The sequence below is a fragment of the Bacillus sp. 205(2023) genome (genome assembly GCF_037027485.1).
Lineage (GTDB): Bacteria > Bacillota > Bacilli > Bacillales > Bacillaceae > Bacillus > Bacillus halotolerans.
In genome coordinates, this window is record NZ_JAXCHF010000001.1 from 269,446 (window position 1) to 296,067 (window position 26,622).

25 protein-coding genes and 7 pseudogenes are annotated in these 26,622 nt (G+C 35.2%); 23 read left to right on the forward strand and 9 right to left on the reverse strand.

The annotated features are described in order from the left end of the window. Positions 1-75: 75 nt before the first annotated feature. Genes WA325_RS01055 through WA325_RS01065 form a run of 3 tightly spaced genes read left to right on the forward strand, consistent with a single transcriptional unit; the run spans position 76 to position 3,087 of the window. The gene (locus WA325_RS01055; RefSeq protein WP_336183077.1) at positions 76-2,247 is read left to right on the forward strand and encodes a DUF1430 domain-containing protein; all 2,172 of its coding nucleotides are present in this window, start codon (positions 76-78) and stop codon (positions 2,245-2,247) included. Further along, complete coding sequence (locus WA325_RS01060) at positions 2,244-2,864, forward strand: ATP-binding cassette domain-containing protein (RefSeq protein WP_202853830.1); 621 nt, start codon at positions 2,244-2,246, stop codon at positions 2,862-2,864. Before WA325_RS01055 ends, WA325_RS01060 begins: the two co-directional genes overlap by 4 nt. Before the next feature lie 13 nt (positions 2,865-2,877). Next, positions 2,878-3,087, forward strand: a complete 210-nt coding sequence (locus tag WA325_RS01065; protein WP_202853829.1) for a bacteriocin-like WGxF protein — start codon at positions 2,878-2,880, stop codon at positions 3,085-3,087. 184 nt (positions 3,088-3,271) lie between these two features. On the opposite strand, the gene WA325_RS01070 is transcribed toward WA325_RS01065, so the two are convergent. Then, positions 3,272-3,784 carry a hypothetical protein gene (locus WA325_RS01070; RefSeq protein ID WP_116315469.1) on the reverse strand — a complete coding sequence of 171 codons (513 nt, stop codon included), beginning with the start codon at positions 3,782-3,784 and terminating at the stop codon, positions 3,272-3,274. Between the two features lie 93 nt (positions 3,785-3,877). Here WA325_RS01070 and WA325_RS01075 point away from each other — a divergent pair, with 93 nt between their 5' ends. Both WA325_RS01075 and WA325_RS21410 read left to right on the forward strand, forming a co-directional pair. Next, positions 3,878-4,120, forward strand: a complete 243-nt coding sequence (locus tag WA325_RS01075; protein ID WP_305934088.1) for a hypothetical protein — start codon at positions 3,878-3,880, stop codon at positions 4,118-4,120. A 129-nt stretch (positions 4,121-4,249) separates the two neighbouring features. Then, positions 4,250-4,723, forward strand: coding sequence for a hypothetical protein (locus WA325_RS21410; RefSeq protein ID WP_369810940.1), 474 nt, complete (start codon positions 4,250-4,252; stop codon positions 4,721-4,723). 41 nt (positions 4,724-4,764) lie between these two features. Here the strand turns inward: WA325_RS21410 and WA325_RS01085 are convergent. Beyond that, positions 4,765-5,630, reverse strand: a pseudogene (locus WA325_RS01085) (thermonuclease family protein). A 179-nt stretch (positions 5,631-5,809) separates the two neighbouring features. Here WA325_RS01085 and WA325_RS01090 point away from each other — a divergent pair. The 13 genes and pseudogenes from WA325_RS01090 to WA325_RS01150 all read left to right on the forward strand — a co-directional run. Then, a pseudogene (locus WA325_RS01090) lies at positions 5,810-6,066 on the forward strand (SunI/YnzG family protein). 66 nt (positions 6,067-6,132) lie between these two features. After that, positions 6,133-6,687 (forward strand): SMI1/KNR4 family protein, encoded by a 555-nt coding sequence (locus WA325_RS01095; protein WP_305934089.1) that lies wholly within the window; start codon positions 6,133-6,135, stop codon positions 6,685-6,687. A 98-nt stretch (positions 6,688-6,785) separates the two neighbouring features. Beyond that, positions 6,786-8,591, forward strand: coding sequence for a ribonuclease YeeF family protein (locus WA325_RS01100; protein WP_105991876.1), 1,806 nt, complete (start codon positions 6,786-6,788; stop codon positions 8,589-8,591). A gap of 2 nt (positions 8,592-8,593) precedes the next feature. Then, positions 8,594-9,052 carry an SMI1/KNR4 family protein gene (locus WA325_RS01105; RefSeq protein WP_105991877.1) on the forward strand — a complete coding sequence of 153 codons (459 nt, stop codon included), beginning with the start codon at positions 8,594-8,596 and terminating at the stop codon, positions 9,050-9,052. A 54-nt stretch (positions 9,053-9,106) separates the two neighbouring features. Continuing rightward, positions 9,107-9,684 (forward strand): annotated as a pseudogene (locus WA325_RS01110) (SMI1/KNR4 family protein). A gap of 38 nt (positions 9,685-9,722) precedes the next feature. After that, positions 9,723-10,256 (forward strand): GNAT family N-acetyltransferase, encoded by a 534-nt coding sequence (locus WA325_RS01115; protein WP_105991878.1) that lies wholly within the window; start codon positions 9,723-9,725, stop codon positions 10,254-10,256. 382 nt (positions 10,257-10,638) lie between these two features. Beyond that, positions 10,639-11,481, forward strand: a complete 843-nt coding sequence (locus WA325_RS01120) for a hypothetical protein (RefSeq protein WP_336183078.1) — start codon at positions 10,639-10,641, stop codon at positions 11,479-11,481. After that, a complete protein-coding gene (locus WA325_RS01125; protein ID WP_336183079.1) occupies positions 11,475-11,903 on the forward strand; it encodes a hypothetical protein in 429 nt (142 codons plus the stop codon). The genes WA325_RS01120 and WA325_RS01125 overlap by 7 nt, the downstream gene beginning before the upstream one ends. Further along, positions 11,896-12,171 carry a DUF2651 family protein gene (locus WA325_RS01130; RefSeq protein ID WP_105954391.1) on the forward strand — a complete coding sequence of 92 codons (276 nt, stop codon included), beginning with the start codon at positions 11,896-11,898 and terminating at the stop codon, positions 12,169-12,171. Before WA325_RS01125 ends, WA325_RS01130 begins: the two co-directional genes overlap by 8 nt. A 414-nt stretch (positions 12,172-12,585) precedes the next feature. Continuing rightward, positions 12,586-12,903, forward strand: coding sequence for an ArsR/SmtB family transcription factor (locus tag WA325_RS01135; RefSeq protein ID WP_105954307.1), 318 nt, complete (start codon positions 12,586-12,588; stop codon positions 12,901-12,903). Positions 12,904-13,138: 235 nt separating this feature from the next. Continuing rightward, positions 13,139-14,536 (forward strand): FAD-dependent oxidoreductase, encoded by a 1,398-nt coding sequence (locus tag WA325_RS01140; RefSeq protein ID WP_105991879.1) that lies wholly within the window; start codon positions 13,139-13,141, stop codon positions 14,534-14,536. A gap of 86 nt (positions 14,537-14,622) precedes the next feature. After that, entirely contained in the window at positions 14,623-14,829 is a 207-nt protein-coding gene (locus WA325_RS01145; protein ID WP_105991880.1) for a hypothetical protein, read from the forward strand. 246 nt (positions 14,830-15,075) lie between these two features. Next, a pseudogene (locus WA325_RS01150) lies at positions 15,076-15,445 on the forward strand (DinB/UmuC family translesion DNA polymerase); the annotation flags it as partial. Positions 15,446-15,489: 44 nt separating this feature from the next. Here the strand turns inward: WA325_RS01150 and WA325_RS01155 are convergent. The 3 genes and pseudogenes from WA325_RS01155 to WA325_RS01165 form a co-directional block, all read right to left on the reverse strand. Then, on the reverse strand, positions 15,490-15,621 hold the full coding sequence (locus WA325_RS01155; RefSeq protein WP_105991881.1) for a PhrK family phosphatase-inhibitory pheromone: 132 nt from the start codon (positions 15,619-15,621) through the stop codon (positions 15,490-15,492). Then, positions 15,618-16,577, reverse strand: a pseudogene (locus WA325_RS01160) (tetratricopeptide repeat protein); the annotation flags it as partial. The gene WA325_RS01155 and the pseudogene WA325_RS01160, both read right to left, overlap by 4 nt. A 672-nt stretch (positions 16,578-17,249) precedes the next feature. Further along, the gene (locus WA325_RS01165) at positions 17,250-17,555 is read right to left on the reverse strand and encodes a hypothetical protein (protein WP_258182101.1); all 306 of its coding nucleotides are present in this window, start codon (positions 17,553-17,555) and stop codon (positions 17,250-17,252) included. A 107-nt stretch (positions 17,556-17,662) separates the two neighbouring features. Between WA325_RS01165 and WA325_RS01170 the strand changes: the two genes are divergently transcribed. The 5 genes and pseudogenes from WA325_RS01170 to WA325_RS01185 form a co-directional block, all read left to right on the forward strand. Beyond that, complete coding sequence (locus tag WA325_RS01170; protein ID WP_336183080.1) at positions 17,663-18,205, forward strand: GNAT family N-acetyltransferase; 543 nt, start codon at positions 17,663-17,665, stop codon at positions 18,203-18,205. Between the two features lie 323 nt (positions 18,206-18,528). Beyond that, positions 18,529-18,885: pseudogene (locus WA325_RS01175) on the forward strand (hypothetical protein). A 446-nt stretch (positions 18,886-19,331) separates the two neighbouring features. Beyond that, the gene (locus WA325_RS01180; RefSeq protein ID WP_336183082.1) at positions 19,332-20,621 is read left to right on the forward strand and encodes a Na+/H+ antiporter NhaC family protein; all 1,290 of its coding nucleotides are present in this window, start codon (positions 19,332-19,334) and stop codon (positions 20,619-20,621) included. A gap of 907 nt (positions 20,622-21,528) precedes the next feature. After that, positions 21,529-21,732, forward strand: coding sequence for a tyrosine-type recombinase/integrase (locus WA325_RS21415; protein ID WP_105954312.1), 204 nt, complete (start codon positions 21,529-21,531; stop codon positions 21,730-21,732). 123 nt (positions 21,733-21,855) lie between these two features. Continuing rightward, a pseudogene (locus WA325_RS01185) lies at positions 21,856-22,043 on the forward strand (peptidoglycan-binding domain-containing protein); the annotation flags it as partial. A gap of 162 nt (positions 22,044-22,205) precedes the next feature. On the opposite strand, the gene WA325_RS01190 reads toward WA325_RS01185, so the two are convergent. The 4 genes from WA325_RS01190 to WA325_RS01205 form a co-directional block, all read right to left on the reverse strand. Then, on the reverse strand, positions 22,206-22,766 hold the full coding sequence (locus WA325_RS01190; protein ID WP_105954313.1) for a sugar O-acetyltransferase: 561 nt from the start codon (positions 22,764-22,766) through the stop codon (positions 22,206-22,208). 121 nt (positions 22,767-22,887) lie between these two features. Beyond that, on the reverse strand, positions 22,888-23,880 hold the full coding sequence (locus WA325_RS01195; protein ID WP_336183083.1) for a carbohydrate kinase family protein: 993 nt from the start codon (positions 23,878-23,880) through the stop codon (positions 22,888-22,890). After that, positions 23,855-25,354: a glycoside hydrolase family 32 protein gene (locus WA325_RS01200; protein WP_336183084.1), complete on the reverse strand. Its 1,500-nt coding sequence runs from the start codon at positions 25,352-25,354 to the stop codon at positions 23,855-23,857. The genes WA325_RS01195 and WA325_RS01200 overlap by 26 nt, the downstream gene beginning before the upstream one ends. Further along, positions 25,347-26,603 (reverse strand): MFS transporter, encoded by a 1,257-nt coding sequence (locus WA325_RS01205; RefSeq protein ID WP_202853770.1) that lies wholly within the window; start codon positions 26,601-26,603, stop codon positions 25,347-25,349. The genes WA325_RS01200 and WA325_RS01205 overlap by 8 nt, the downstream gene beginning before the upstream one ends. Positions 26,604-26,622 lie beyond the last annotated feature (19 nt).

Below are 26,622 nucleotides of genomic sequence, written 5' to 3' on the forward strand. Positions count from 1 at the left end.
GATTTTTAATCTACTTCCGGTGCCGTCAAAACTTGAATATAAGGCACCGGATTTTCTTTTTATGGAGGCTATCCAATGAAGAAAACGATTTATATATTGTTCATTCTATTTTTACTCTCAATGAACATATCCAGCTATCACTATACTCTGAATAAGCAAGTTTTTTATACTTTATTCTCTAATAAACAAACGTTAATTATTAATTACAACAAAGCACAATTTAAAAGTGATGATTTCATTAAGGAAATAGCTGAATTTTCAAAGAAAGAGAAAGTGAATATTACTCAATACAATTTTTTAGACGAGAAGACCTTAAATATCTACGCTTCAAACCTTAAGAATGAACCTTCAATCAAAATAGGAGATAGGTTTATATCTAATTTCAATAAAACAGCAAATGAATCAGATAAAAATTTAATTGGTACTATTGATTTCCCTTTATCAACATGGAAAATCAGATACTTCAATTTAAACCAAATAAACAACGTAGGGTTAGGAAATAGATTTTATATTTCATCCGAGGACGAAGATGTAATTGAACAAGCTAAAAAGCTATTCTCAAACTATGGTGATATCAGTATTGAAGAAAACATCAGTTTAAATGACTCTGCTGTGTTCAGCACCGCATTGCTCTTGTTAGCATTGCTTTCCATGCTAATCTTATTTATTGGCATCCTTTATTTCGTAATTAAAAATCGCAAGCAACTTCTCTTACAGAAGCTATGGGGATATTCGAAAACCAAATCACTGTTAACTTTCCCAAAAATGTTTTTAAAACCACTTGTTATGATCATAATTTGCGGCGCCCTTCTCATTGTAATTCTGGCTTTTATATTCAACCTAAACGACTGGTTATCAGTGTACGTTAAAATGTACATGCGAAATGCACTGATTGTGACATTCTCAATGATTGTATACACAATTATTGTTACTTTGATTTTATATAACAACAGCAATATAAGCGCCACGATAAAAGGCGGTATACCATTTAAAAAGTTTCAATGGCTGTCATTGGGTTTTAAGTTAATTATAACAATCCTACTTTTTAATATTTTTGCTTCATCCCTCTCTAATTTGTTCGATCTAAAACAACGGCTAGACAATCAATCTTATTGGAATAAGACACAAACAGTTTATAAAACCAGTTTTGCTGATACGGGTTTAAACTACAGTGACTTAAAAATTGATAGAGAAAAAAACGAGAAGGTACGAAAGCTTTATCATGAATTAGAAAGACATAAAGATGCTTTTATAATGGATGCTCAAAACTATGGAATACTGAAAATGAATGGGAAAACTCCAGTTTATTTCTATACATTGAATACAACCAAAGAAAATGAAATTTATTCACCATCCGGAAGAAGCGTAACGATTAGTCCTAATTATTTAAAAGTAAACACCATTAAAGGAATTAACGGAAACACGATTACTGAAAAACAATTAACCTTCGATCAAAACACATTGAATTTACTTGTTCCAAAAAAATACGCTAAGTATAAAGAAAAAATCCTCAAAGCTTACAAAGATCAATTTTTCTTCGATAAGGTTGAAGTAGACAATATGTATAACAAAGAAATTCAGCAACCATTGAATACGCTGAAAAATGACCAGCTGAAGATCAAAATAATATATACTCAAAATAATCAAGAATACTTCGCTTACAATAGTATGCTCGGCAACAATAAAAACAATATTGTTGATCCAATTGCAATTGTATTCACTGATAATGTTGATTCATCAGTAATAGGTGCATATGCAACCTCAAGTTTATTCTTTTCTGATGTCTCAAAAGGTATGGCATATGACCACATCATCCCTTATTTAGATAAAACAGATACAAAAGAGCTGATTGGTTCTGCGATATCAGTCTATCAAGAATTAAGCGACCAAATAGCACGAATTCAAAATCAGTTCATCCAGAATCTAATTGGATTAACTATAACACTCATATTGTCAGTAGCCTTCCTTATCTCTTATATATGGTCATACTACAGTGCAAATGCGTATCGACTGTACCTTAAAGAGATATTTGGATATTCATACTGGGCTAGAAATAAAAGCTTAATCATATTGTCGACTGTGTCTAACTGTCTGATAGGAATCTGCTTTAGTATTTATTATAAAATCTATGAATTAATAGGCTTGATTGTATTGTTCATTGGAATTGAGATGATTATTCTGTATTTCCTAAGCCTTTATTTGAACAGGAAAAACATGAATAAGATTTTAAAAGGAGACAGATTATGATCGAACTTAAAAGCATATCCAAAAGTTTTGATGGAAAAACAGTTCTTTCTAATTTTTCAATTAACATAGAGGAAAATGAATTCGTTTCTATTGTTGGCAAGAGCGGTTCTGGCAAAACCACTCTTCTAAATATAATCAGCCTCTTAGATTATCCAGATGAAGGTAAAGTTGTGATTTTAGGCTATGAAAATCCTAAATCTAAAGAGGTGATGAAGTTAAGGAGAGAGAATTTAGGATATATCTTTCAAAACTATGTGCTGATGGATAATGAAACTGTATTAACAAATTTATTGCTTTCCACAGCATACGCAAAAGACTTTGACAAAAACAAGCTATCTGAAGCTCTAGAGATGGTAGGCTTAGATAAAAGCTTTTTAAAGAAAAAGGTATACCAGTTGAGTGGTGGGGAGCAACAGCGTGTAGCAATAGCCAGGATTATTCTAAAACCCTGCGATATCATTCTGGCCGATGAACCGACCGGAAACCTTGATGAGTACAACAAGAACATTATTCTTTCTCTTTTCCATCAGTTGAAAGAAATGGGGAAAACAATCATATGTGTAACGCATGATCCAGAAATAGCTAACTGCTCTGATAGAGTAATAAATCTTTCGTAAGGAGTTGTTCTTGATGAAACATATTACTTTTGCAATTTCTACAAGCATCCTGATTATTATTACCGGTATTGTTCACAGGCTTATTTTTAGACTATTTGGATTTCCATTCGATGAAGCGCTTTTCTTCTGGGGCGGGTTTGTAGTTGTTTATTTTGTTTTAGCTTTGATCGCTTCCTTACTCTTTAGAAATGTTGGTTCTAGCAGCAGGAGATATCAGGCGTAAATCAATCTGGTCATTAAACAATAAAATATACCTTATCTTGAATACATTGCAAATATAAAGTATCCTGTATATGTATCATAGTTGGTGTATCAGCCACTATAGGCCAGAGAGTTCCCTCACATACTCTCTGGCTTTTTGTTTAAAAAGCTAAAAAGCCCTTTTAAAGGGCTTTATATCTGACATATTATCTAGGAGTTCTGAAAACTTTATAATCATAACCTATTTGCTTGCTATATTTACTGTCTTTGTAGACGTACATATCAACGATTGTGTATCTATACTTTTTGTCGTAGGCTAAGTATTGGGTTGTTGAGTAATAACGAGTTGGTTTTTTGTGATAGAATGTTCCAAACACAGCTTGAGCGAATATACCAGCCCAGGAGTATTTAAGACCAGGTAATCCTGCAGCAATTCTTGCTCCTAATTCAGCTGCAGTGTCTATGTTCTTAGAGTTCCCTCTAAAATGATCTACAACCTTCCATTTTGTTGATGGTGGTACAGCTTGAATTGAAATTTCTCCATTCTCTTGGATGACTGGAACTGATGATGTTTTAACTAATTCTTGAAGTGGTGTTGAATTAACCTGAGTGATGTAACTTGGTGTAGGTTCTGAGATGGATTCTGCATGGCTAGTTAGTGGAGCCACTGTTGAGAATAGGAGTCCGAGAGATAGGGTAGTTAGAACTGTTTTTTTCACTAACAATCATCCTTTCAAGTTTTTTAATGCTTATGACTATCTGGATGCTGTATAATTATAACATATAATATACATATTTTGGAGGTTGAAATTATGAACTTTGATGACAAAAAGAGTATATTAAAGACTGTAGGGAACATATTTATGGTTCTTGTTCTTATCTCTTTATTTGTTTATGCATTCTCCAATGAATCTATTGAAGGGTATGTTAAGATCGCTTCTATTGTGATGTTAACTATCTCTTATATTTGCTACGCTTTAATTTCTTTGCAGGAAAAATGGTTCATTTTAACTTTGATTATCTCCTGGCTTGTAATTATTTTTTGGGTATTCTAAATCAATAAGGCTGCTGTTCATACTTCCGCAATAAAAAAGGAAGGTAAACAGCAGCCATCTTTATTATTGTGGGAAACTTGTGTTCTAACAGCAGGAGATGTGAAACATGAGCCAAAGGAGGACAACACTGTGTGGAAAGCTTTAAGACAGTTACTTAAGAAACAGAAAAATCAAAGTTTAATCGATGAAGGCTATATACAGATTCCGGAAAAGGATTTTAATCTAGAATTAAAACAAATGATATTTGAGCTGGAGAGCCTGGGGGAAGCAGTATCCGAAAAGCTGCAAAATAAGTATATAGATGTTTTTGAAGCTCAGGGGAGACCAAATCTTAGCATCAAAGTTTGTAGAGACATAGATGGAGATGTAATAAATGATTTAACAGCTGAGAGATGCTTGGAAAAAGAATACCGTTCACAAATAACAATTAATTTTTATAAACTTGAAAAAGCCTATGATGAAGATCTAGACTGCATCACAGTGGATTTGTGGTATTACGACGGTGGCTTTATAGGAAGCGGTTGTGGAACATTATTTGATTTAAATAATAATGACTTAGAAAAAGAAATTGAAGAGGTTCTAATATTTTTACTCAATGATTAACAATCCGAGAAATAAAAAAGAAAGCCGCAAAGGGCTTTCAATTAACGTTCACATGCATAGTTGTCATGATCCCTGTCCATTTTAGATTGGTATGCAGGATGAGAGCTAGGTACTCCATTCGGATATTTCTTTCTTAACTCTGTACAATTTTTAAACGTTTCTGTTTCTCCAGTTGACGCTGAAGATCCTTCGTTTTCAGTTGTAGTCGAAGTTTCACTTGATGTCTTTGGAGTAGTAGGCTGTTTAGCTGCCGGTTTAGATGTTGTTGCTTTTTTAACTGCAGTGGTTTTCTCTTTCACACAGCCATTAAATCCTCGGTCAGTCACATAACCATTCTTACTCCATATAGAAAGCTTTTCTGTTTTTGCCTGTTGCTCATCTTTCCTGAATTGGTCTATGTATTTTGTATTTGGCTCATAAACATATGCAACTCTGGCCAATCCTTCTTTTAATAATGTTTCCTGAACGGATTTACCATCGACATAAACGTAAGCTAACAATCTTCCATATTTATCTCGGTGGTCACCTTTATCAAATTCCATTTGCAGTTTGCCGTCGCTAACCAATTCTTTGTTTCGTTTAGATGCATCCTCACCATATGGTTGAACACAAGAATCTGGCTTTTTACTCTCAGGAGTGTCAACGAGTAAGTAACGTACTGTATCAACGTTCCCGTTGTATTTAACCTTAATCGTATCTCCATCAACAACCTTGTCTAAGTTTACATCCACTAATTCCTTTTTGTCTTTGGAATCGGATTTGTCAGCTGTTTTTTCTTTAGTAGCTTCCTTTTGTTCAGCATCCTGAGTTTAGATTCTGTACTGCTTTTTTCAGTATCATTTGAGCCACAGGCTGCCAAAGATAAACTCAAAGTGAATGTAGCAAAGCCTAATATTCCTTTCTTCAGCTTCATTTCCTCTTTAGAATTTTTGTTCTCTATCTATATCGGTAGAACATGAATAATTACAATCCGGGATCCAATTATTGTGAATTTAATTTTTCCTTAACATGTTCTTTTTTCAGTCTATGTTAGATCAGGTCATGCTAGAATTTTACTGAATTTATAGTCAAAAGGGGAACGTGCTTATGATAGGGGTTAAAGTTGAAAAATCAAAAGAAAACTTGGTAATCAATTGGCAATTATCCAAAATTGAAATTCCAATCAAAGAAATTAACGATGTTGTATTCCTTGATCCAAACTATGGCGGAGAGGAGAAAAGCGCAGTAAGGCTTGGGTTTCCTTATGGCTCTACGGATAGGGTAGTAATTAAAACAGCAAATAACACTAATATTTCGTTCACCACTAACGCTCTTCAATCATGAATAAAATTGTTAATGCTTAAAGTATTAAAGTTTCATTTGCCATGTATTCGTGATAGTAAATAGCATTTATATATGGGGTGATTTATTTGACTAACTTTGTTCATAAGACTGTAAACGGTTTGAAAAGTCTCTTAGATGAAAAAGGAGCCATTAAATTATTTTGTTCTGAAGGATATATCATGGAGTTCCTTGTTACATTTTCACAGGACAAAGCAACCCTGAATGACATTCAAAGCTTTGAGGCTACACACCAGCTTACCCTTCCAGATGATTATCAAAAATTTATTACACTACATAATGGTGCGAAAATTTTTCAGATACTTGCTGATGGGGAGAATATAGGTGGAGGGCTTTATTTATTTAGCCTTGAAGAGATTGAAGAAGAATTAAAATATGAGGATTTGTTTGAAGAGATCAATGGCATCCCAATTGGTCACTTATTAGAAGGTTGCCATTTGATGATTGACAAAAATAAATTGGATAAAGGTGATCCCAACTATCTCTTTATATTTCAAATGGGTGAGTATACACCATTAAATTTAAACTTTGAGATATTTCTAGACCGGTATATACTCTCCAATGGGGAAGCTTTTTGGGAATGGAACTACTATACCGCAGAAAATTATTATAGAACAAGATAGCACTATGTATAAGGCAGTCAACTTTAGGCTGTCTTTTTCTGTTATTGAATTAGATTTGTGGTAAAATTTACATAGAATGAGCTAGGAAGGAGAATGATATGAAGGTATTTGAGGCTGATTCATTGCTTTCTGAAGCGGATAAAAGAACCAAAGAGTATAAGGAACTAAGGTCACATATGGTGAAACTCAGAAAAGCGTTTAAAGACGTAGCTGACCTGGATGACAGCGAATTTTCTGGTAAAGGTGCTGATAACATTAAAGCATTTTATCATGACCATGTTGGCGTGACCGACCAATGGATTGATCTGATTGACATGAAGATTGCTTTCTTAAGCAGCGTTTCTGCTAAACTTGAGGATGCCAAGATGTCTAATGCTTACATAGAAGAATCTTTTCTGGAACATGAGCTAGTAAATGCATACAATAAATCAAAATCCATTATGTCTGAACAGAAGAAAGCCATGAAAGATATTTTAAACGACATCAATGACATCCTTCCTCTTGAAATATTCTCAACAGAAGACTTCAAAGACAAAATTTCTTCCGCAGATGACAAACGTGAAAAAACAATCGATAAGCTAAACAAGCTTGATGAGGATTTAAAAACAGAGTACGCAGAGACTGAGCCAAACGAACAATTCATTCAGCAAGATTTTAAAAAGCTGCAGGAATCAACAGGCAAAGGGAAAAACGCCACCCCGATTCACTATAACGCTAAAGCATACAGAGAAAGTGACATACATAAGAAAAAAGGCGATATTGAGAACCATTCTGAAGCTTACTTAAGTGTGAAGAAAGAAGAAGCAAAAGAACGTGAAATCAAGGAATTAAAGAAAAAACTTAATGATGATGTTTCTGATCCTGATGAATATTTAGAGATCGCTAAGAAAGTAGGCTACGAGAATCTGGAGCCAGCTCAAGTTCAGCTTGCAGTGCAAATCGAACAAGCAAAGCAGCTAGAAGGGGCAGGAGAAATCACCTGGGATATCGTAAAAGGTGTAGGAGTAGGTTTATATGATGTTGGAAAAGACACTGTAACCGGCATATGGGACTTCATCACCGATCCAGGTGAAACGCTCTCAGCGCTGGGTAATGCAGTTATTCATCCAGTTAAAACATACGACGCCATTTCAGCAGCAATAGAAGAGTCATATCAAAAGGATATGGTGAATGGAGATGCCTATTCTAGATCAAGATGGGTTACCTATGCTGTTGGCTCAGTGGCTGCAGCTGTTGTCGGAACAAAAGGTGCAGGAGCCATTAACAAAGCTGATGCAGCAGGCAAGGTAATAAATAAAGCAAGTCAAGCAGGGAAGAAAATGAAGGACGTTAAAATTCCAGATTTGCTTCCGTATAACTCTAAATATAATCTTGCTCTAGCTGATAACATGCCATACAATGTGGTTGATAGCCAATGCCTTAAGAATGAACTTTTGACTAATGCGAAGAAATTAGATGAGACCAGAAAGCCATTTACAGGTAAGGAAATAACTCTCCCTTGGTTAAATAAAGAAAAGTATGGTGCCTTTGAGGTTAAAGGAAAGGTAAAAGCTTCAGGTAAAACTAAAGATGTGAGTCGTAGAGTATACACATTGAAAGATATTGATATAAAGAAAGTTGATGCTGAAAGCGGAAAAACAAATTTACAACTTATGAAAAAAGGTGACGCTCCTTTTGCTAATGACGGCACAAAGATCAACTTACATCATTTAATTCAAGAAGAGCCAGGAACGATGGTGGAAATTCCCGCTTCAGTGCATCAAAATAGTAAAAAGGTTCTTCATGGATTAAAAAAAGGTGGAGAAAGTTTTAGAAATGATAAAGAGCTGCGAAATCAGTATAAAAGCTTCCAACGAAGATATTGGAAATGGAGAGCGAGCCAATTTGAGAAAGGAGAGATGTAACAATGACTTATCATGAAATTGAAGAATTTATTAAAGAAAATGCTGAAGATGATGATTTTACAGGCGGAATAAGTGAAGAAAAAATAAGAGAGATACAAAACAGTTTAAATGTAAAACTTCCCGAGAGTTATAAGTGGTTTTTAAATAAGTATGGTTCAGGTGGAATTTACGGGGTAAATATACTTGGCCATGGGAAAGTTTCTGCAAGAGTTGTGACAGTTACTGAGGAATATAGAACTCATTATGATTTAAGTGATGGTATTGTCGTTATAGAGTATGTAGATGAATTTTCTTATTGCCTTGATACAAACAAGATGGAAAACGGAGAATGTCCAGTTATTGTTTGGGCAAATGAAGCTGGGCATGGAGACACAGTTGCAGATAACTTTCTGCAATTTCTTATGAAAGAGCTTGAAGAGGCAAAAGAAAACTGGGAGGAGGATGAAGACTGGGACGGTTAAGCAAAAGTATTGCAATTGTTCTTTGCTATTGATGTGCAATGCGGAGGGATTTATATGAGCTTCAATAATATCAAACAAGAGTTGAAAGAGTTTTCAATTGTTGAAAAAACAGATCCCAGCATAAATACAAATGAACAACTCAAAGAGATTGAGATGAATATAGGTGATCAATTACCTTCTGATTATAAGGACTTTTTGAAGGAATACGGAGATGTTATTTAGAAAGTAATAAAACAACAGATGAGATTCAGTACGATGTTTGTTATAAACCTTTAGAGAAAGATCCTTGGATGGGCAAGGACGATGACACACAATTGCTAGAGGGTTTTTATGGTTTAGCAAACGATCATAACAGTCTTCAGATAGCGATTGATACCTATTCTGATCGATTTCCTAAAAATATTATCCCTATCGCAAGCTCTGCAGGCGGGAATGAAATATGTATGGATATCGATAATGAAAAGATATTGTTTTGGGATCATGAATTAAGTCATCCCGACAAAGACTTTTTCTTAATTGCTAATTCGTTTGAGGAGTTTGTCTTCAGTTTAGTTGATGAACCAATTGAAACTGATAAAGAAGACGATGGAATTCTCTTCATTGAATTAGATGATGACTTACTAAACAGTTAAGCAAAGTATTGAGATAACTGGAGGAAGGAAAAGTTAAAATGGCAGTTACTTATTGGACAGGGGAAAACCTTACACTGCGAGCAATTCAACCTGAAGATATCGTTATATTTGATTCGTTAGATGATGAAATTCTGCGAAATATGGACTCGCTTCATTTTCCTCGTTCAGCTAATAACATGAGAGAATGGGTAGAAGAACAATTAGAAAAAGATGAATTCCGTTTTATTGCAGTTGATAGAGATAATAATATAGTAGGTATGATTGAAACCTTTGACTGTGATAGGAAAAATGGTACCTTCGATTATTATTTAGCTGTGTTTGAGCCATATAGAGGTAAAGGATATGCCAAAGAAATGATCTTGATGGTTCTTCGCTTCTTTTTTTTGGAGCTTGCTTATCAAAAAGTAAATACAACTGTTTATTCTTTTAATAATCCATCCATACGATTACATGAAAAATTAGGTTTCATGAAAGAGGGACAACTAAGAAAGAGCATTTTCACTAAAGGTACCTATTATGATGGTATTTGCTTTGGGATGACAAGAGAAGAATTTAAACTGAATCATGGATAATATCACTTGTACATCGATAAAGTACTGCGTTCCAATAAAATAATGGTTTTATCCATAAAACAAAAGTTTGCAAATTAGGGAGAAGACGTGCTTAATGCAGGTTCTTTTTTTATTCCAAATCCTAAACAATTTATTTTGCCAATATTTCTAGAGCGGGTACTCTATTTTCGGAGCCCGCTTTTATTTATTTCAAGACATTAATGCAATCAGTAGGCGGACACTGATTAAAATAAATAGGGACTTTTTTAGCATGCCCTTCCCCAAAAGGTTATTGCGGTATGACGAAAACTTACCGAAAACCACTTTTAAATTATTCTAAATATTGAAAATGTCTGTAATATTGTTTAATAATTCGAAACATTTTAGAAAAGAGGGGCTATAAATGGGTACGATCGCACACGAGGTAGTCGCTAATACTCTAAATGAACTTCATGTTGCTATTAATAAATGTGAGATAGATTTGGCAGAGCAACTTCTTAAGAAATCTAAGGAATCCTTGAAGCATAAGGAGGAAAAAATGAAAAGACTAAAGGCCCTTTTTATTCTGATGAGCATTCTTATAGTCACATGCTCTTGTGATTTACAACCGACAGGGAATAAGACAGAAAGGAACAACAATAAAACAGGTTTAAAAAATATAAGTAAAGGAGATTTTATTGTTGGATTTTCACACACATTAGACAGAGGTTCTGAGTTAGCAATATATAAAGATGATGGATCAGTAGAGGATAGTATCATGATAAAGGACGGAATTAATCTTAGCACATCATCATACAATAAAGATGATACGTTTTTTTCTTCAAACAGAAGCAATAACCATTTTATGATCAATAACAAAACTGGACGTATTAAGAAATTTAATGATAAAAGCTTATCTAAAGCAACCGAAGATGAAGGAGCTTTTTTCATTAACACTTCAGAGAATTATGTGCTACATGATATAAACGTTGGGTATACAGACTCAGGATTACAAGGTGAATTGGTTTATTGGAAAGATGACAAACAAAAGAAAAACCAAATTAAACTTGATGGAGAGATTGTGTCAGCACAAGTCCTAGATAATAAAATTTACGCAATTACGAGTGATGAAGAGAATATGTCCATCATCTCAATTAATCCAAAAACAAACAAGCAGGAAAAGAAAGCATCCATTCCAAATAAGACTGTTTATTTCACAGATGATAAAGATCATTCCAAATTTTTGATGAAAGAACATTTATGTTAGCTATTAATGATAATGTAAATGAAAAAGAAGCTTCAAAAATATTATTGATTGATAAGGAGACATTAAAAACAAAAAAAGAAGTTGTAATGGAGAATGGATTCATCCCAACAAAATTAAAGAGAATAAATGATGAGATCGTTGCTGTCTCATACAATGGAAAAGTTAGCTTTTTTGATGAAAATCTAAATAAGAAAAAATCTTTCAAATTCTATGCAGGCAATAAAGAAATGTTATTGAATGATATTAAATTTGGTGATAGTAACATGTACGTCCTTATCAAAGGGTTTGACATGCAAAAAGAGAATGTCTTAGGGGAAATAACCTCCTATGACTTAAAATCAGGGAAAAAGGTTAATACAACACCATTAAAAGCGAAAAAAGAATGGGAAATTGCACGTTTTGAATTATTGCATAATGAATAAGATTAGGAGGATATCTCATTTGGGTGGTCCTGCATTTTTAATACTACTTGTACTGCCGGCTGTATCATTTATCTTAGGGATAATAGGATACTTTATTTTCAAAAGAGTATGGGTAACAACCTTGATTATATTCGTACTCTCTTTAGTTTTTATGCTAATTGAAATAGGATTAGAGCCAACTTTTTTAATCTGGGTGTCTATCATGACAGTTGTATCTTTTATATCTGGAATTCTAACTAAATCCATTGCAACTTTGATTAGAGGATGATAGAAGAAACGAAGCGTTGCAATAACTTTGACAGCATTTTTGTCGTACATTTCTTTCAATAAAACCCTAAGTAATCTGGGAACTTGATTTGCTGCTCCTAATTAACCTCCTTATATAAGGGGGTTTTATTTATTACCAACATTTAAATCGAACCTTCGTTCTTGTTTATATTGAATAAAGAACGTTTGTTCTTTCAATGTTCGATCGATAAAGGAGTAAGTCGATATGCTTAGAGATCGAGGAACAATTTAAACAAAAGTACAATATAAGGGTTGATATATAACGTAAACAACATTATAAATACAGAGTATTAATAAAATTCATAGAAGGATTTTTTTGATGTATTAGTTGCAAAAGGATAAAAATGAGGATATACTAATAACATCAAAAAAAATTGATGTAAGGGGAGTTTTTATGAAACAGTTACCTTTATATAACAAAGTAGTGGGTAATTCATTTTCGATATACGAAAAAAAATTCAAAGCATTAGCAGATGAGAAAAGGTTACATATTCTCTATGAGCTGTGCCAAAGTGGGGAACTGTGTGTTTGCGATATGACAGATCTTTTTAGTCTTTCACAGTCTAAACTTTCTTACCATCTAAAAATTTTGTTAGATGCAAACTTACTTCATAAAACAAAAAAAGGAACATGGAATTATTACAGTATTAATAAAGAGGAAGTAGATGCACTGCTATCAGAACAATTATGTTGCATTTTCCGACCAATGTAATATTGAGCTTTAATAGCTCATATACATTTTTAATTTATACATCAATTTTTTTTGATGTATAAATTAAGTCTAAACGGATTGATTTACGGTAAGAAGGGAGGAGACCTCTTATTGTAGGGAGAATCGTATAAGGTGGTGAAGATAAACCAGTTCTTTTTTTACAACTTATAAATCAATTTTTTTGATGTTTTAATTAACTAAAGTATTCTATTACTTAAAAATGAGGAGGATTTTTATGAAATCCATTAATAATATTCCATTAAATACTGTGTCTTGTTGTTCAACAGAAACTAATTCTTCGTCAGTTAATATGAAAGGAGAAGTCAATAAAAACAAACATTTGCCTGTAGTCATTATCGGAGGAGGACCAATTGGATTAGCTGCTGCTGCACACTTAACAAAGCAAGGACAGCCTTTTATTTTATTAGAAGCTGGATCACAAGTAGGAGCCAATATTCTTACATGGGAGCATATTCGTCTGTTCTCCCCTTGGCGTTATAATATTGATAAAACTGCACACGCTCTTTTAAAACAACATGGATGGAAATCTCCAAATTTAGAAACATTACCAACAGGAAAAGAGTTTGTAGAACAATACCTAGAGCCATTAGCAGATATTGCAGAAATTAAGCCATATGTATATGTAAATACCAAAGTCCTTTCCATTACACGTGAGGAAACAGATAAAATGAAAACGGCAGGCCGAGAGAATAAACCATTCATCGTCTATGCGGAAAAAGGTGGGGTGCTTCAAACATACAAAGCAAGAGCAATCTTAGATGCTTCAGGTACATGGGGAAACCCTAACCCTGCAAATTCTAGTGGTGTATGGTTAAAAGATGAACAAGTACTGAAAGAGCACATCTTTTATGGTATTCCTAATGTATTAGAGAAAGAAAAGGATCGTTATGCTGATAAGCGTGTTGCCGTTGTGGGTAGTGGTCATTCAGCTATCAACGCTTTATTAGAGTTAGCCCAATTGCAAGAAACGTATCCGAAAACTGAAATTCTTTGGTTGATGAGAAAACCGAAGGTCGAAGATGCATATGGTGGAGAAGAAAAGGATGCTCTTGCGGCAAGAGGAGCCCTTGGAAGTCGTATTCATCATCTTGTGGATTCTGGAAAAGTGGAGGTCATAACTCCATATAGAATTCACCATATTACAGCATCAGGGAATGGTATGAAGGTGATAGGAAATCAAAATGAAGAGGACAAAATCCTTTCAAACGTAGATGAAATTATTGTAAATGCAGGTAATCGTCCAGATTTTACAATCATAAGCGAATTGCGTACATCTATAGACTCCATTACGGAGAGTGTAGAAGATTTAGCGCCATTAATTGATCCTAACCTTCATAGCTGCGGCACAGTTCGTGCACATGGAGAAGAAGAGCTTCGTCAACCTGAGAAAGATTTTTATATTGTAGGAGCAAAGAGTTATGGACGTGCACCAACGTTTCTCATGGCAACCGGCTATGAGCAGGTAAGATCGATTTCGGCTGCTCTTGCTGGAGATTATGAATCAGCGAGAAGAGTAGAACTTGATTTACCTGAAACGGGTGTGTGTAGTGTGAATCTACTTCAAGAAAACTCATGTAGTACAGATAGTAACAGTTCAAACTGTGGTTGTTAAATAGGATGTTAGGAAGGGAGTAATCATATTGCTTACTCCCTTTTTTATGATAAATGTCCAGTTTAATCTGAAGGAGGGTATAAATCATGACCATTAATCATTCAAGTACATTAAATAAAGAATATTTTCTATCCTATATGAAATTGATTATGAACGCACAACAAAACACAGTTGACCAAGCAAAGGAACTAGCGTTTCAACGGTTATTTGAATCAGATATAAATAGCTTAGGATGCAACTCTTACGAAAATTTCCTTTTAGCTTACAATGAACTAAAAGAATATGAAAAATAAGAGTTTGATAAAGAAGGTGGGGATGATCATGTCTACTCTAAAAAGTCAGTCTTCTTCGTCACATGTTATTATTTTGGTATTTATTTAACTGCGCTTAGTCTTTTATGAGACTCCGTGTTATACATTATACGGAAAGAGACCGGTCTTGATTCAATTTGGCAAGTTGGTACTCTTCTAGTTATTAATCGGTTTATTCGATTGTCTTTTAATCCATTCGTTGGGTGGTTATATCAAAAAATATATTTACGAACAGGATTTATTAGAATTGGCTACAGCAAAGATGAGCTAGGTGGTGGATTTCATCGAGCAAAAACAATTGATCTTCCCATAAATATCACCATGGATATCTATAGATGCTGCTTGATGCTCTTTAATAAGTTTTACTCAGGTAAGACTGTGAGAAGTATCTCAGTCACTCTTTCCAATATAGAGGATGATAAGAATCAGCAGCTGAGTTTATTTGAGGTGGATAATGAAAAGAGAAGGAAACTCGGATTTGTCATGGATGGGATTAGAAGCAAATATGGATCAAAAGCGATTCTGAGAGCAGTATCTTACACACCCGCAGGGACAGCGCTTCATAGAGCTTGGGCTTACCGAGGGACATAAATCATAAAATAAAAGCCCACTCAAATGTTTGAGTAGGGCTAAATTAATTAATCAACCTTTTTTAACCTCGACAGGCCTTTCAGCTACCTGGATGTTAGATGGTGAATCTGTACTCAATTGCGTTAAAGCTACTCCACTTAAAATCACAGCTAAAATAGATACGCAAAGCACAAGTTTTTTCATAAGATTCCCTCCACCTGATTCATTTTCTGTTCAGCCCAAATTTTCGCATTGTTGCTTCTTCAAAAGCACCTATTGATTCAAACCTTTTTGCAGATATGTAAGACAATTCATCTATACTTTCAAGTTCATTTTGTTGTTTTAAAAACTCAATATTACTAATACAATTATTGAAATTATTTTTTAATTCCCCACAATAAAGGTTATATAATATAAGATGCTGATTTTGGCTTCATATACTTCATTCTCCATTAATATGAGTCTTTCCTGTGCTTTATTGTAAAATTTAATGGCTTTCATTTTTTCGTCAATTTTAAAGAGTTCTTTAATCATCATGAATAAAGAATTTATGAATTTAACCAAGGTTCATTTCCTATTGCTTTTTCAAGAGATTCAATGCATTTATCATGTTTGTTCCAATCAGAATATACGATGCTAAGATTGTGAAGTAATTGAGCTTTCAAAAATTCGTCTTTTGTTTCTTTTGCAATATCAATTGCTTCTAAGTAATATTTTTCTGCTTCCTCAAATCGTTTCATATCAGCATAGTTTGCAGCTGCAATCATTGTTGAAGTAGCTAGTTTGCATTTATAATCAGGGTGTCGCTTATATATTGAAATTGCATTTTTTATATAGTGTTGTGCCACAATGCTTTGTTTAACAAGAGTGTATAAGTAAGAGACTTTAGAGTAAAATTCAGCAGCTTCAATTTCATCCGGAATTTCTGCAAGCTTTTTCTAAGCTAACCCATATAAGTTAATTGCTCGATCGTAGTTTTTGTTGTATGCCTCATACATTGCTTCAAATAAATAAAAGTTGTATTCTAATTTATCATTTGTTTTTTTAATGAAGTTTTGATTGTCTTCAGTAAAATAGGTGTGCTTTTGCAAAGGTTCTCCTCGTGAGGAATGCAGCAACATTTTATGTCTTTCTTCTAATAGACGGTATCCTGCCAGGATTGGGTCTGGGTTCACTCAGCGTCTTTCTTATCTTTGAAGTCTTTTTTGGAGAGAGCGTCTAGAGTGTCCGCAATGTGAATTTAAAAAGAACTTTGTCATGTACGGAAAACACAATGTAACTTGTCGTAAATGCAAGCAGAATATAGCGATAGATTGGAAGAAGCCTCGTTCTTAGCAGATGAGGTTTTATTTTATCCGTAATAAAACCTTAGAAATACTAAACGCATGCTCTTATTATCTCTGTCTTTCAAGTATGTATTTTGAATAAAATCTATATTTTATCTAGAACATAACCACCTCCTTAATATCGAAATACTAGTTGCATATTCGTTTCAGACTTAGCATTAGTTACTTCTTGTTGACTAATATCTTCATTACTGTTTTGTGAGGTACTCTTTCTTAGTTCCAGTAATGATTCAGTGAGAGTTTGTAGCTGTTAACAAAAAAGATAGAAGGCGGAACCTCCTATCTTTTTATCCTCCCTATTCTTACGAACTCGCCAATTAAAGAGCCAACAATGAAAATAGCCAGTGGAATCACAGTAAACTTGTTTCCCAGTACCCCCATGTAAACGAAATAGCACGCACATAAAACAAGGAACAAAAGGATATATCTTTTTATTATCCTATTAATAACTGTTGTTTTTTCTTGTTGCATATTTTCACCTCGTTTTTATGGCCAACAACTTGCCGGAATTGGTCTGCTTCCAAAGAATTTAGCGCTGTCTGCTGTTCTTAGGACTTTCTTTCTTGACGAGTCTTCATAGAATTTTGTTCTATTGGCATAAGGATATGCATTACATTTAAAGGCATAACGATACTGGAATACCGTATAATATGCAGTTGTTTGTGTACCTGCTAAAAATGATACAATACTTAGTATGACATTGTAAGGTGCTTTTGAGACTGCGGCGATTGCTGCGGTAGCAACATCAACTGAAACTCCCTTCAAATTGTATTTATAATTGTATTTACCCATGTATTTTCCACCTGGGGGAATCTTCATAGTTGATGCATTTGAGGGTGATAAAATTCCATCTTCTTGCTTGATCAGATTATCGATAAATTTGAATTAGGAGATTACAAATGCAAAAAATTGAAACCCACCGATTAATTTTAAGAAATTTTTGCGAGGCAGATTCTCAAGGCTTGTTGGAATATTCGGCTAATCCAAGAGTAAACTGCTTTCTTGATGACAGAATTTCTACGTTAGAAGAAGCTGTCTTAAGAGTGCAAAAAAGAAGCAAAGATGACTCTTATATTGCAGTCTGCTTAAAAGATAGTGATGATATAATAGGAGAACTTTTTTATTTTAAAGAAGAGCCAGATACCTATTCTATTTGTTGGAATTTCAATGCTCAATTCGAAGGGCTGGGATACGCAAGTGAAAGTGCGAAGGCTTTCTTAAAGTATCTCTTTATGCAAAAAGGAGCAAGAAGGCTTTATGCATATGTTGAAGATGATAACTATAGGTCTCAAAAATTATGTGAAAGATTAGGTATGCGTAAAGAAGGTTATTTTCGTGAATTTATTTCATTTACTAAATACGAGGATGGAACACCTAAATATGAAAACACTTTTCAATATGCATTGCTAAAAAAAGAATGGTTAAAACAACAGCCCAGTTAATAGAATTTAGGGGGAATAGTCTCTCTCTTTTCACCCTAAAGTTTATGAAGAAATATACTTAAATAAAACGGGGAGCTATAAGGAGACTTATAAGAATTAACATAATGTTAAAGTATTGTTGCTTTTCCGAGTAAGCATCCTCAATCTAAATAAAAGAATGGTTATAAAACAAAAGTTTGCAAATGAGGGAGAGAACATGCTTAATGCAGGTTCTTTTTTTATTCAATTATTAAATCATTTGGAAAATTGTCGATATTTACATGTGTAAAGATGGAAAGGGTGCTCTAAGATTATAAAAAGCTTTGAAAGGATTGTGGTTATCGGTGGTAAATGTAAACTCAAGTGATCTTATTTATGATCCAAAATTTCTTAGCATTTTGCAGCTTGGCTACTGAAGGGTATGGAGGGAATAATCCAACTCCTTCATCCATTAGTTTTAGTGAATTCTGTGAAAAACTTGAGAAAAATGAGGTAGTTTAACCCGAGAATAAAAAAACTCACTTGACATAAATAAGTCTTTAGATTATTGGAAATCCAGATTAAATGGTGGAGGTAGTCTTTCTGCAATGGAGTTGAAGGTATTAGATATTATTAAAAAAGCTTACAACTTAGGCATGGTTAACAAAGATAACATGTTACTACGTAACGAAGCAATTAGTGCTTACAAGAACTCAATTTGAATATGAAAATAGCGCCCTTTTAATTATTGAATTTATTTTCTTGTAAATGCTCCTCATATTCTCTGATGCTGCTATTATTTGAATAACAATTGCTATGACCGCTGATTGAGTTGGTGCATAAAGAGGAAGGGTATGAACCTTTTCCTTTTTATATTGTATTATTGATAATAGCTTTAAACAGTTTTTATGGCCAGTATCGTTGCGTGTTGCCCCCTCAAACATTCCTCATCAAACAGTTGTATTTGTATATGGAACTTTCCAAATAATCTGTTGATGAAAGTGTTATTTCCTCTTCTTGAAAAATCCTTCTTTCTTTTCTGTTTTTAATTTCATAATTACTATACTATTTTTCCGCTTGACTTTTTTACTGTAGCCTTTTAAAGTATGGAATGTTGTTTAGACTATGTTTAACGACTTTGATACTGAAATTAAAGGTGGCTACTTAGATGAAACAAAATGGAAATCCTTGGGCGCTATTGCCACTAGTCTTATTTGTAGGCCTTTTTGTCGGCTCTGGTGTATTGACTGGAGATTTCTATAAATTGCCGATATTGATTGCGGCAATTATAGCATCAGCTTTCGCGCTTTCATTTAACCAGAAGCAATCTCTCAATCAGAAAATAGAATGGTTTGCTTCCGGGGCGGGACATCCTGATATTATTATTATGGTTATCATTTTTATATTAGCGGGTGCTTTTGCTTCTGCAGCTGAGACGATGGGAGCAGTACACTCAACCGTCAACCTTGCTTTGAGCATTATTCCGAAGCAGTTTATACTGCCAGGGCTTTTTATCATTGCTTGTTTTATTTCTGTTTCGATGGGAACATCGATGGGAACGATTGCCGCAGTTGCTCCAATTAGCGCCGGTTTGAGCGGAGAACTTGGCTTGTCTACTGCAATTGCTATTGCAGCTGTTGTCGGCGGAGCTATGTTTGGAGATAATCTTTCTTTTATCTCGGACACCACCATCGCGGCAGTACGGTCACAAAAAACACAAATGATGGATAAATTTAAAACGAATTTTTTGATCGTTTTGCCTGCTGCTATCATAACTATCATTTTATTATTTTTTATACCGACAGGACACGTAGGACATACCGGAGCTGAATCTTACAGCTGGTTTAAAGTACTTCCTTATGTTGCCGTGTTAGTCTTTGCGTTAATTGGTTTTAATGTGGTGGCTGTCATTTTTGGGGGATTGATCTTAACAGGAATTATAGGGTTTGCAAGCGGCAGCTTGACGCTTGAGTCTTATTTTAAAGCAATTACGGATGGAATTGCCGGAATGTCTGATCTTATCATCCTTTCAATGTTAATTGGCGGAATGGTCGGCGTCATGAAACAAAACGGAGGGATTGACTTTTTGGTGGGATTCATTTCCAAAAGAATCAATTCGAAAAAAGGTGCTGAAGCCGGTATTGCCGGATTGGTCAGTGTTACTAACCTAGCTACTGCCAATAATACGATTGCTATTATTGCAGCCGGACCGATAGCCAAAAATATCTCTGATGAATTTAAAATCGATAATAGAAAGTCGGCAAGTATCTTAGATATCTTTTCCTGCGTGATACAAGGCTTAATTCCTTATGGCGCGCAGATGTTATCGGCCGGGAAGTTTGGGAATATTTCACCTGTCAGCATCTTGCATTACTCTTTCTATCCTGTTTTAATCGGGATCTGCGGCATCATAGCAATTATATTCGGACTACCAAAATTCACAAGAAATGAGAAATAAATATAAAAAAGGTACCAAACGGTACCTTTTTCTTTTTTAACCAAAATTCGTAAAAACATATAGAAATGGTGAAAAAGGAAGATAGAGAGTGTAATGAAAACAAGCTTTCACAAGGGTCTTAAAGCCCTTATTCTTTTTTATGTCTTCTAATTTTTAGAGGTTTATTTATTTGGAGACGTGTAGATTATTTTAAGGAAGGATCATTCGAGGATATGGAATAGCTTTACCAATATTTATATCGAACTCTTGTTCCTGTTTATGTTGAATAAGGAACTTTTATTCTATTGATATTAGATCAATAAAGGAGTGAACCAAATTGCTTAGAGATCGAGGGACAATCTTATCCAGACTATAATATAGGAGAGTGTTTATCGTATTTATTGATAGATACATTTTCTATATCTTTTTGTTACTTATTTATAAACAAGTCTGATATTCTAAAGTATACAAAGTAAGCATAATAAGGAGGTTGAGATGATTAAGTGTTATCAATGTTTTAAATTCAAAAGGGGAAAATAGATGGATTGTTGCAAGCAGCAATTTAAATCCCGTAATACCCGTTATGAAGTGTGTTAAGTCTTGATCTCTTGGGCCATTCTGCAAACACTTTAAAACAGATGCATACCATTTAAAACTATATTGGAGCTTCTTAGAGATTAAAAACCTCAATTACGATTCAATTGATTTAAATGTATTGGCCGAGTTTATCAGTTGGCTAAGGCATCCAAAAGGTTCAATAAATTTAACCTATGTAAATGCGACACAAGCTAAGAGGTCAGAAAAAACAATAAACCAAATAGTAAACTATGTAATTGGAATTTATGACTACATGACAAGAAGAGAATATTTTGATAAGGGATGTAAAAATCGCTCTCACCAAGGAAATAAAAACAAAAAATAAAACTTAATGAATATTATTAAAGTAAAGAAACCTCGAAGATACATAAAAACAATTTCTAAAGAACATGTTAATACCCTACTTGCTTCTTATTTGTCAATTAGAGATAAACTAATCATCAGGATTCTATTCGAAACTGGTCAAAGGGCAAATGAGTTACTTAATCTAATTCTGAGTGATTTTAATCTCAGTAAATGCAGTGTTGACTGGTGAAAACAGAACAGATTATATAACATCGGAGACTATAAATCTTTTTCAAGATTACATTATCGAATCGAAAATCATCCTACCGGCTTCCGACTGGCGTTTTCAAAGATGAGAAGGAGAAAGGTAATACAGATTCAAAAAGAACTGGAGGCTCTTTACTTCTATCCGGATAAGGGAGCAAAGAATCATGGCGTTGACGGGGTGTTGGGCCGAAAACAGCAAATGCATTCAAAACGGTTCAACTGATGAATGGATTAACTTCAGATGGCATCTATGCTCCAAAAAACAAGGCGAAATTGGAAGTGAAATTAAAGTGAAAATACCCCCTTCTGCAACAGTAGGGGGGTAAATTCAGTTACCTCACTTTAGGACCTTTTTTAATGTTGATTAATAAAAGATGCGGTTTGATGGCTTCAGCTGATGAAACAGAATAAAGCCTAACTGATTTAAGAATCATAACTCCTCGAAACGCTAGTGTATTATATTTCGAGACGTTTAATTAATTTAGCTGGATTGCCACCAACTACAACATTATCTGGCACATTTTTAGTAACAACAGAACCAGCAGCTATAACAACATTGTTACCTATCATAACTCCTGGATTAATTACTGAGCTTCCTCCAATCCATACATTATTTCCAAAAGTGATGGGTTTTCCATATTCTAACCCTGAATTTCGTTCTGTTGGATGAAGTGGGTGTGTAGCCGTATAGATTTGTACACTAGGTCCAAGCATACAATTATCACCAAATCGAACTTCACATACATCTAAAATTGTACAATCAAAATTTGCGAAAAAGTTATCACCTACATAAGTGTTATATCCATAATCAAACCTAATATTGGGTTGCATATATACGTTTTCTCCTGATGTACCAAGTAACTCTTTCAATAAATTAACCCGTTTAACCACTTCGGTTTCTGTAGTTTGATTGTAAATTCTAACAAGTTGACTTGCTTTTTGTCTGTCTTTTGCTAACTCGGAGTCCGACGGATCATATAAATCTCCGGCTAACATTTTCTCTTTTTCTTTTATCATTAATATCCCCCTTGTTGTGTTTTAATAATGTACGATTTTAAATTAGGTTTAAAAAGTTGGTACAGTGCAAGAGAAATAATCCACTCTTCTTTAGTGATATGAGTGGATTATTTCTAAGTTCTTATTTCTCTTGAATCTCCGTCCTCGCTGAAATAAAGTTTAGTACATGCTGTCTGCCCGGTGCAGCGTGAATAGCTCCTTTTACAGAAGCAGTGAGAGCTCCGCTTGCATTTGCAAACGTCAGCAAACGTGGGTGATGTTTACTTATTTGTTCGCACAGCGTCTCCTTTGATATGCCGATTGACATCAATTCAGATAAAAAACCGCCGATAAAGGCATCGCCTGCACCGGTTGTATCGGAAACAGCGACTTTAAACCCCTTATGTTCGTACGACTCGCCATTTTTTAAATAAATCGCTGCACCGTCGCTTCCTTTTGTCAGAACAACGACATTAACAAGTCCGGTGAAAAGCGATGTGACTGCTTCTTGTTCATCATCAATGTTTGTGATAAACTGCAGTTCCTCATCGGACACTTTTACGATATCCGCAAGAGGCAAGAAGTTCAGAATCGTCTCACGGCAGCTTGCTTCATCAGGCCATAAAGGAAGCCTGATATTGGGGTCAAAGCTAATGATTCCACCAATTCTTTGAAAGTCTTCAATAACTTTGATATGGGTTTGTTTCATTGGACTGTCAACTAAATCTATTGAACAAAAGTGAAGCATATCTCCTTGATGAAACCTTTCCGACATCAACTCATCTGGTGAAAGCAGCAAATCAGCGGCATTTTTTCGATAAAAATGAAAGCTTCTTTCCCCAGACTTGTCTACGGATACAAATGCCAATCCGGTTTCACCTTCATCGCTTTCAATAATATAAGAAGTATCTACGCCGTTTTCTTCAAGTACGCCAACTATATAATCCCCGAAATGATCGTTAGCAATCTTCGTCAGCATGACGGCATGCGCGCCGTATTTTGCAGCAGCGATTGCCGCATTCATCGGCGCGCCGCCGGCAACGCGCTCAAAGGATGTGACATCTTGTAAAGCCCTTTCTTTTTGGACTGGAATGAAATCAATCAGTGTCTCACCGATGCAAAATATTTTTTTCAAGCGATTCATCTTCCTTCCAGATGTCTTTTAAAGTCCAATAGGTGAATTCCTCAACCCTTACAGCGCCTTTCTCAGAAAACAGTTCAATTCCCAATCGGTCTTTTTTCGGATAAATGCGGCTAGTCATCGTTATTTCTCCATGGTTGGCGAATACTTCTATTGATGATCTGTCAATAAATATACGCAGTGTCAGCTTTCCATTTGTTTCTAGCCGCGCATTTCTCACACTGTCTCGCGATTTTCCCGTCTTAGAGCAATCGAGTGTCAGCTTTTGATCAGTTATGCTGTATTTGATAGCTGTTTCTTCTTGTTCAAGGCCGCGAATCTTCAAACCTACTGATTCCGCACTGCAATCTGTTAAGTCATACACGACTTGAATTTCAAGAAGCTCTTCGGCTGTTTTTGCTAAGTAATTCCCTGAAATCAACTGATTAGCACAATCCAGGTGTTTTGATTTTCGCAACAACTTAGTTTCTTCCACAGGATTCATCAAAATTTTATGATCATCCCGCAATGTTAATTCTCTTGGCAATGTCAAAGCACCGCACCATCCATCTGCTTTTGTCGGCATCTCAGATTCCCACATATCCATCCAACCTATGGCAATTCTGCGTCCTTTATCATCTAATAACGTTTGTACAGCATAAAAGTCATGGCCGTGATCCAGCTCTGTAAAAGCGCCATACACAAATTCGTTGGTTTCATCATTATATTCTCCAATTAAATAGCCAGTTTGATGCAAATTCTTATATAAATCACCGTCCGCTTCAATGCCCTGAGGAGAAATCAGCAAGACATGTTTGCCGCCCAATTCGAAGAAGTCAGGACATTCCCACATATAGCCGAGATCGCCATTACTTTGTGCAAGAACACCTTTGTATTCCCAATCTCGCAAATTGGGCGAGCGGTATAAAATAACTCGTCCGACGTTTTCTTTCGTTGAATTCCCGACTGCCATATACCAGCTGTTACGATGCTTCCATACTTTTGGATCACGGAAATGGCGGGAGCTGTCTTCCGGCGGTTTCGCAATGACAGGGTTTTCCTGAAGCTTTTCAAACACGATCCCATCCTGACTGACAGCGATATTTTGATTTTGATAGAAAATGTCTTTCTCTTGATCTATTACATTATGCCCTGTATAAATTAAAGCAAGTTTTCCATTATACTCTACTGCGCTTCCTGAGAAACAGCCGCTTTCATCAAAAGAGTCACCGGGGGCTAAAGCGACCGGAAGATGTTCCCAATGAATGAGATCTTTACTTTTTACATGGCCCCAATGCATTTGGGCCCAATTCTCATCATACGGATGATGCTGATAAAAGACATGGTATTCTCCTTTATAGTGTATAAGCCCGTTCGGGTCATTTATCCAGTTTGCCCGGGGCATGATATGGTACCCTAATCGATAACGAGTATTCATCTTTTCCTCCGCTTTTTTCAAAGCTTCCTCTGCCTGTTGGATTCTATCCATTCGTGACATCCTCTCTATATCTGTTTTTTTGAAAAGGTTGAGTGTACGCAACGCCGTTCTTTGAGTCTAATAAAGTAAAAATTGAAATGATTGTGAAACATAAAGCCAAGGTTCCCATGAATAGATATGTTTGACGGAAACCTATACTGTCGTATAAACCACCCGCAATGGGGGAGAAAATCGATGTACCTACTTGAGATGCAAATTGAAAGCCGACAAGATAAAGAACTGATGAAAGACGTGTATCAAAATTCGCGGCTAAATACTTGAAAATCGCAATCAGCATGATTGGCAATTCTAAAGCATGAATAAGTTTCATCGATGAAATTCCGAACGGCCCGATGACAATTCCAGACCCAATAATACGGAAAGACATCAAAAGTCCCGCGAGAATCAAGCTTTTTTTAGGACCGAGTCTGTTAACAATAAAGGGGGCCAAAAACAACATGCCCGCTTCAAGAAATACTTGAAATGAGTTTAAATATCCAAAAATTTGATTCCCCATAGCTGAAGTGGGAAATAAAGAAGCGTAGTAAATCGGGAATTGCTGATCATAGACGCCGTACACGCATGTCACCCCGATTACGTACAACATTAAAAACCAAAAGTCTTTTAATAGAAAAAGTCCTCCTACGTCTTTTAACCGGATCGAATCCGCTCTTTCCTTATCATAATCCGTCATCTCAATTTTTATGGACATAATAATGGCCACCAATATAACTGCTGAAAGGGAGGCAATCCAGAAATTGATATTCGGATTGATATTGAACAGCTGTCCAGCAAAAAATGTTGCTGCCGCCCAGCCAAGTGAACCCCACATCCTTGTCTTGCCGTATTCGAACTGATATTTTCGGCTGACCTTTTCAATATAGGTTTCAATAGCGCCAACTCCCGCAAGAAAAGCAGTTCCTAGATAAATACCACCTACAATGGCGCCGAGGAAGACATCATATTGTAAAAGCGGCCCGTAGATAAAGATATAAAACGGCCCGGTAAAAACGATAAGTACACTAATCATAAATAATATGTTTTTCTTCAGCCCAAGTTTATCAGAGATAAAGCCATATAAAGGCTGCATGCATAAAGTAAAGATAGCGTTTACAGAAAAGATAATCCCAGTCGCCGATCCATTCAATTTGACTTCCTGTCCCAACCAAATCGCAAACAAAGAGTAGCTGGAAGACCATGTGAAAAAGAAAAAGAAGAGATAAGCGCTCAGTTTCCAATACAGACTTTTTGAGCCTTTCATTTCTACAGCTCCTTTAACC

Bases quoted from the DNA above. Each gene is read 5' to 3' on its own strand.
- WA325_RS01100 (WP_105991876.1), top strand. From the start codon at position 6,786: ATGAAGGTATTTGAGGCTGATTCATTGCTTTCTGAAGCGGATAAAAGA.
- WA325_RS01125 (WP_336183079.1), top strand. From the start codon at position 11,475: ATGTTAGCTATTAATGATAATGTAAATGAAAAAGAAGCTTCAAAAATA.
- WA325_RS01135 (WP_105954307.1), top strand. From the start codon at position 12,586: ATGAAACAGTTACCTTTATATAACAAAGTAGTGGGTAATTCATTTTCG.
- WA325_RS01120 (WP_336183078.1), top strand. From the start codon at position 10,639: ATGGGTACGATCGCACACGAGGTAGTCGCTAATACTCTAAATGAACTT.
- WA325_RS01200 (WP_336183084.1), bottom strand. From the start codon at position 25,354: ATGGATAGAATCCAACAGGCAGAGGAAGCTTTGAAAAAAGCGGAGGAA.
- WA325_RS01060 (WP_202853830.1), top strand. From the start codon at position 2,244: ATGATCGAACTTAAAAGCATATCCAAAAGTTTTGATGGAAAAACAGTT.
- WA325_RS01105 (WP_105991877.1), top strand. From the start codon at position 8,594: ATGACTTATCATGAAATTGAAGAATTTATTAAAGAAAATGCTGAAGAT.
- WA325_RS01075 (WP_305934088.1), top strand. From the start codon at position 3,878: ATGAACTTTGATGACAAAAAGAGTATATTAAAGACTGTAGGGAACATA.
- WA325_RS01145 (WP_105991880.1), top strand. From the start codon at position 14,623: ATGACCATTAATCATTCAAGTACATTAAATAAAGAATATTTTCTATCC.
- WA325_RS01155 (WP_105991881.1), bottom strand. From the start codon at position 15,621: ATGAAAAAACTTGTGCTTTGCGTATCTATTTTAGCTGTGATTTTAAGT.
- WA325_RS01065 (WP_202853829.1), top strand. From the start codon at position 2,878: ATGAAACATATTACTTTTGCAATTTCTACAAGCATCCTGATTATTATT.
- WA325_RS01190 (WP_105954313.1), bottom strand. From the start codon at position 22,766: ATGATAAAAGAAAAAGAGAAAATGTTAGCCGGAGATTTATATGATCCG.
- WA325_RS01170 (WP_336183080.1), top strand. From the start codon at position 17,663: ATGCAAAAAATTGAAACCCACCGATTAATTTTAAGAAATTTTTGCGAG.
- WA325_RS01055 (WP_336183077.1), top strand. From the start codon at position 76: ATGAAGAAAACGATTTATATATTGTTCATTCTATTTTTACTCTCAATG.
- WA325_RS01180 (WP_336183082.1), top strand. From the start codon at position 19,332: ATGAAACAAAATGGAAATCCTTGGGCGCTATTGCCACTAGTCTTATTT.
- WA325_RS21415 (WP_105954312.1), top strand. From the start codon at position 21,529: ATGAATATTATTAAAGTAAAGAAACCTCGAAGATACATAAAAACAATT.
- WA325_RS01140 (WP_105991879.1), top strand. From the start codon at position 13,139: ATGAAATCCATTAATAATATTCCATTAAATACTGTGTCTTGTTGTTCA.
- WA325_RS01130 (WP_105954391.1), top strand. From the start codon at position 11,896: ATGAATAAGATTAGGAGGATATCTCATTTGGGTGGTCCTGCATTTTTA.
- WA325_RS01165 (WP_258182101.1), bottom strand. From the start codon at position 17,555: ATGGGTAAATACAATTATAAATACAATTTGAAGGGAGTTTCAGTTGAT.
- WA325_RS01205 (WP_202853770.1), bottom strand. From the start codon at position 26,603: ATGAAAGGCTCAAAAAGTCTGTATTGGAAACTGAGCGCTTATCTCTTC.
- WA325_RS01115 (WP_105991878.1), top strand. From the start codon at position 9,723: ATGGCAGTTACTTATTGGACAGGGGAAAACCTTACACTGCGAGCAATT.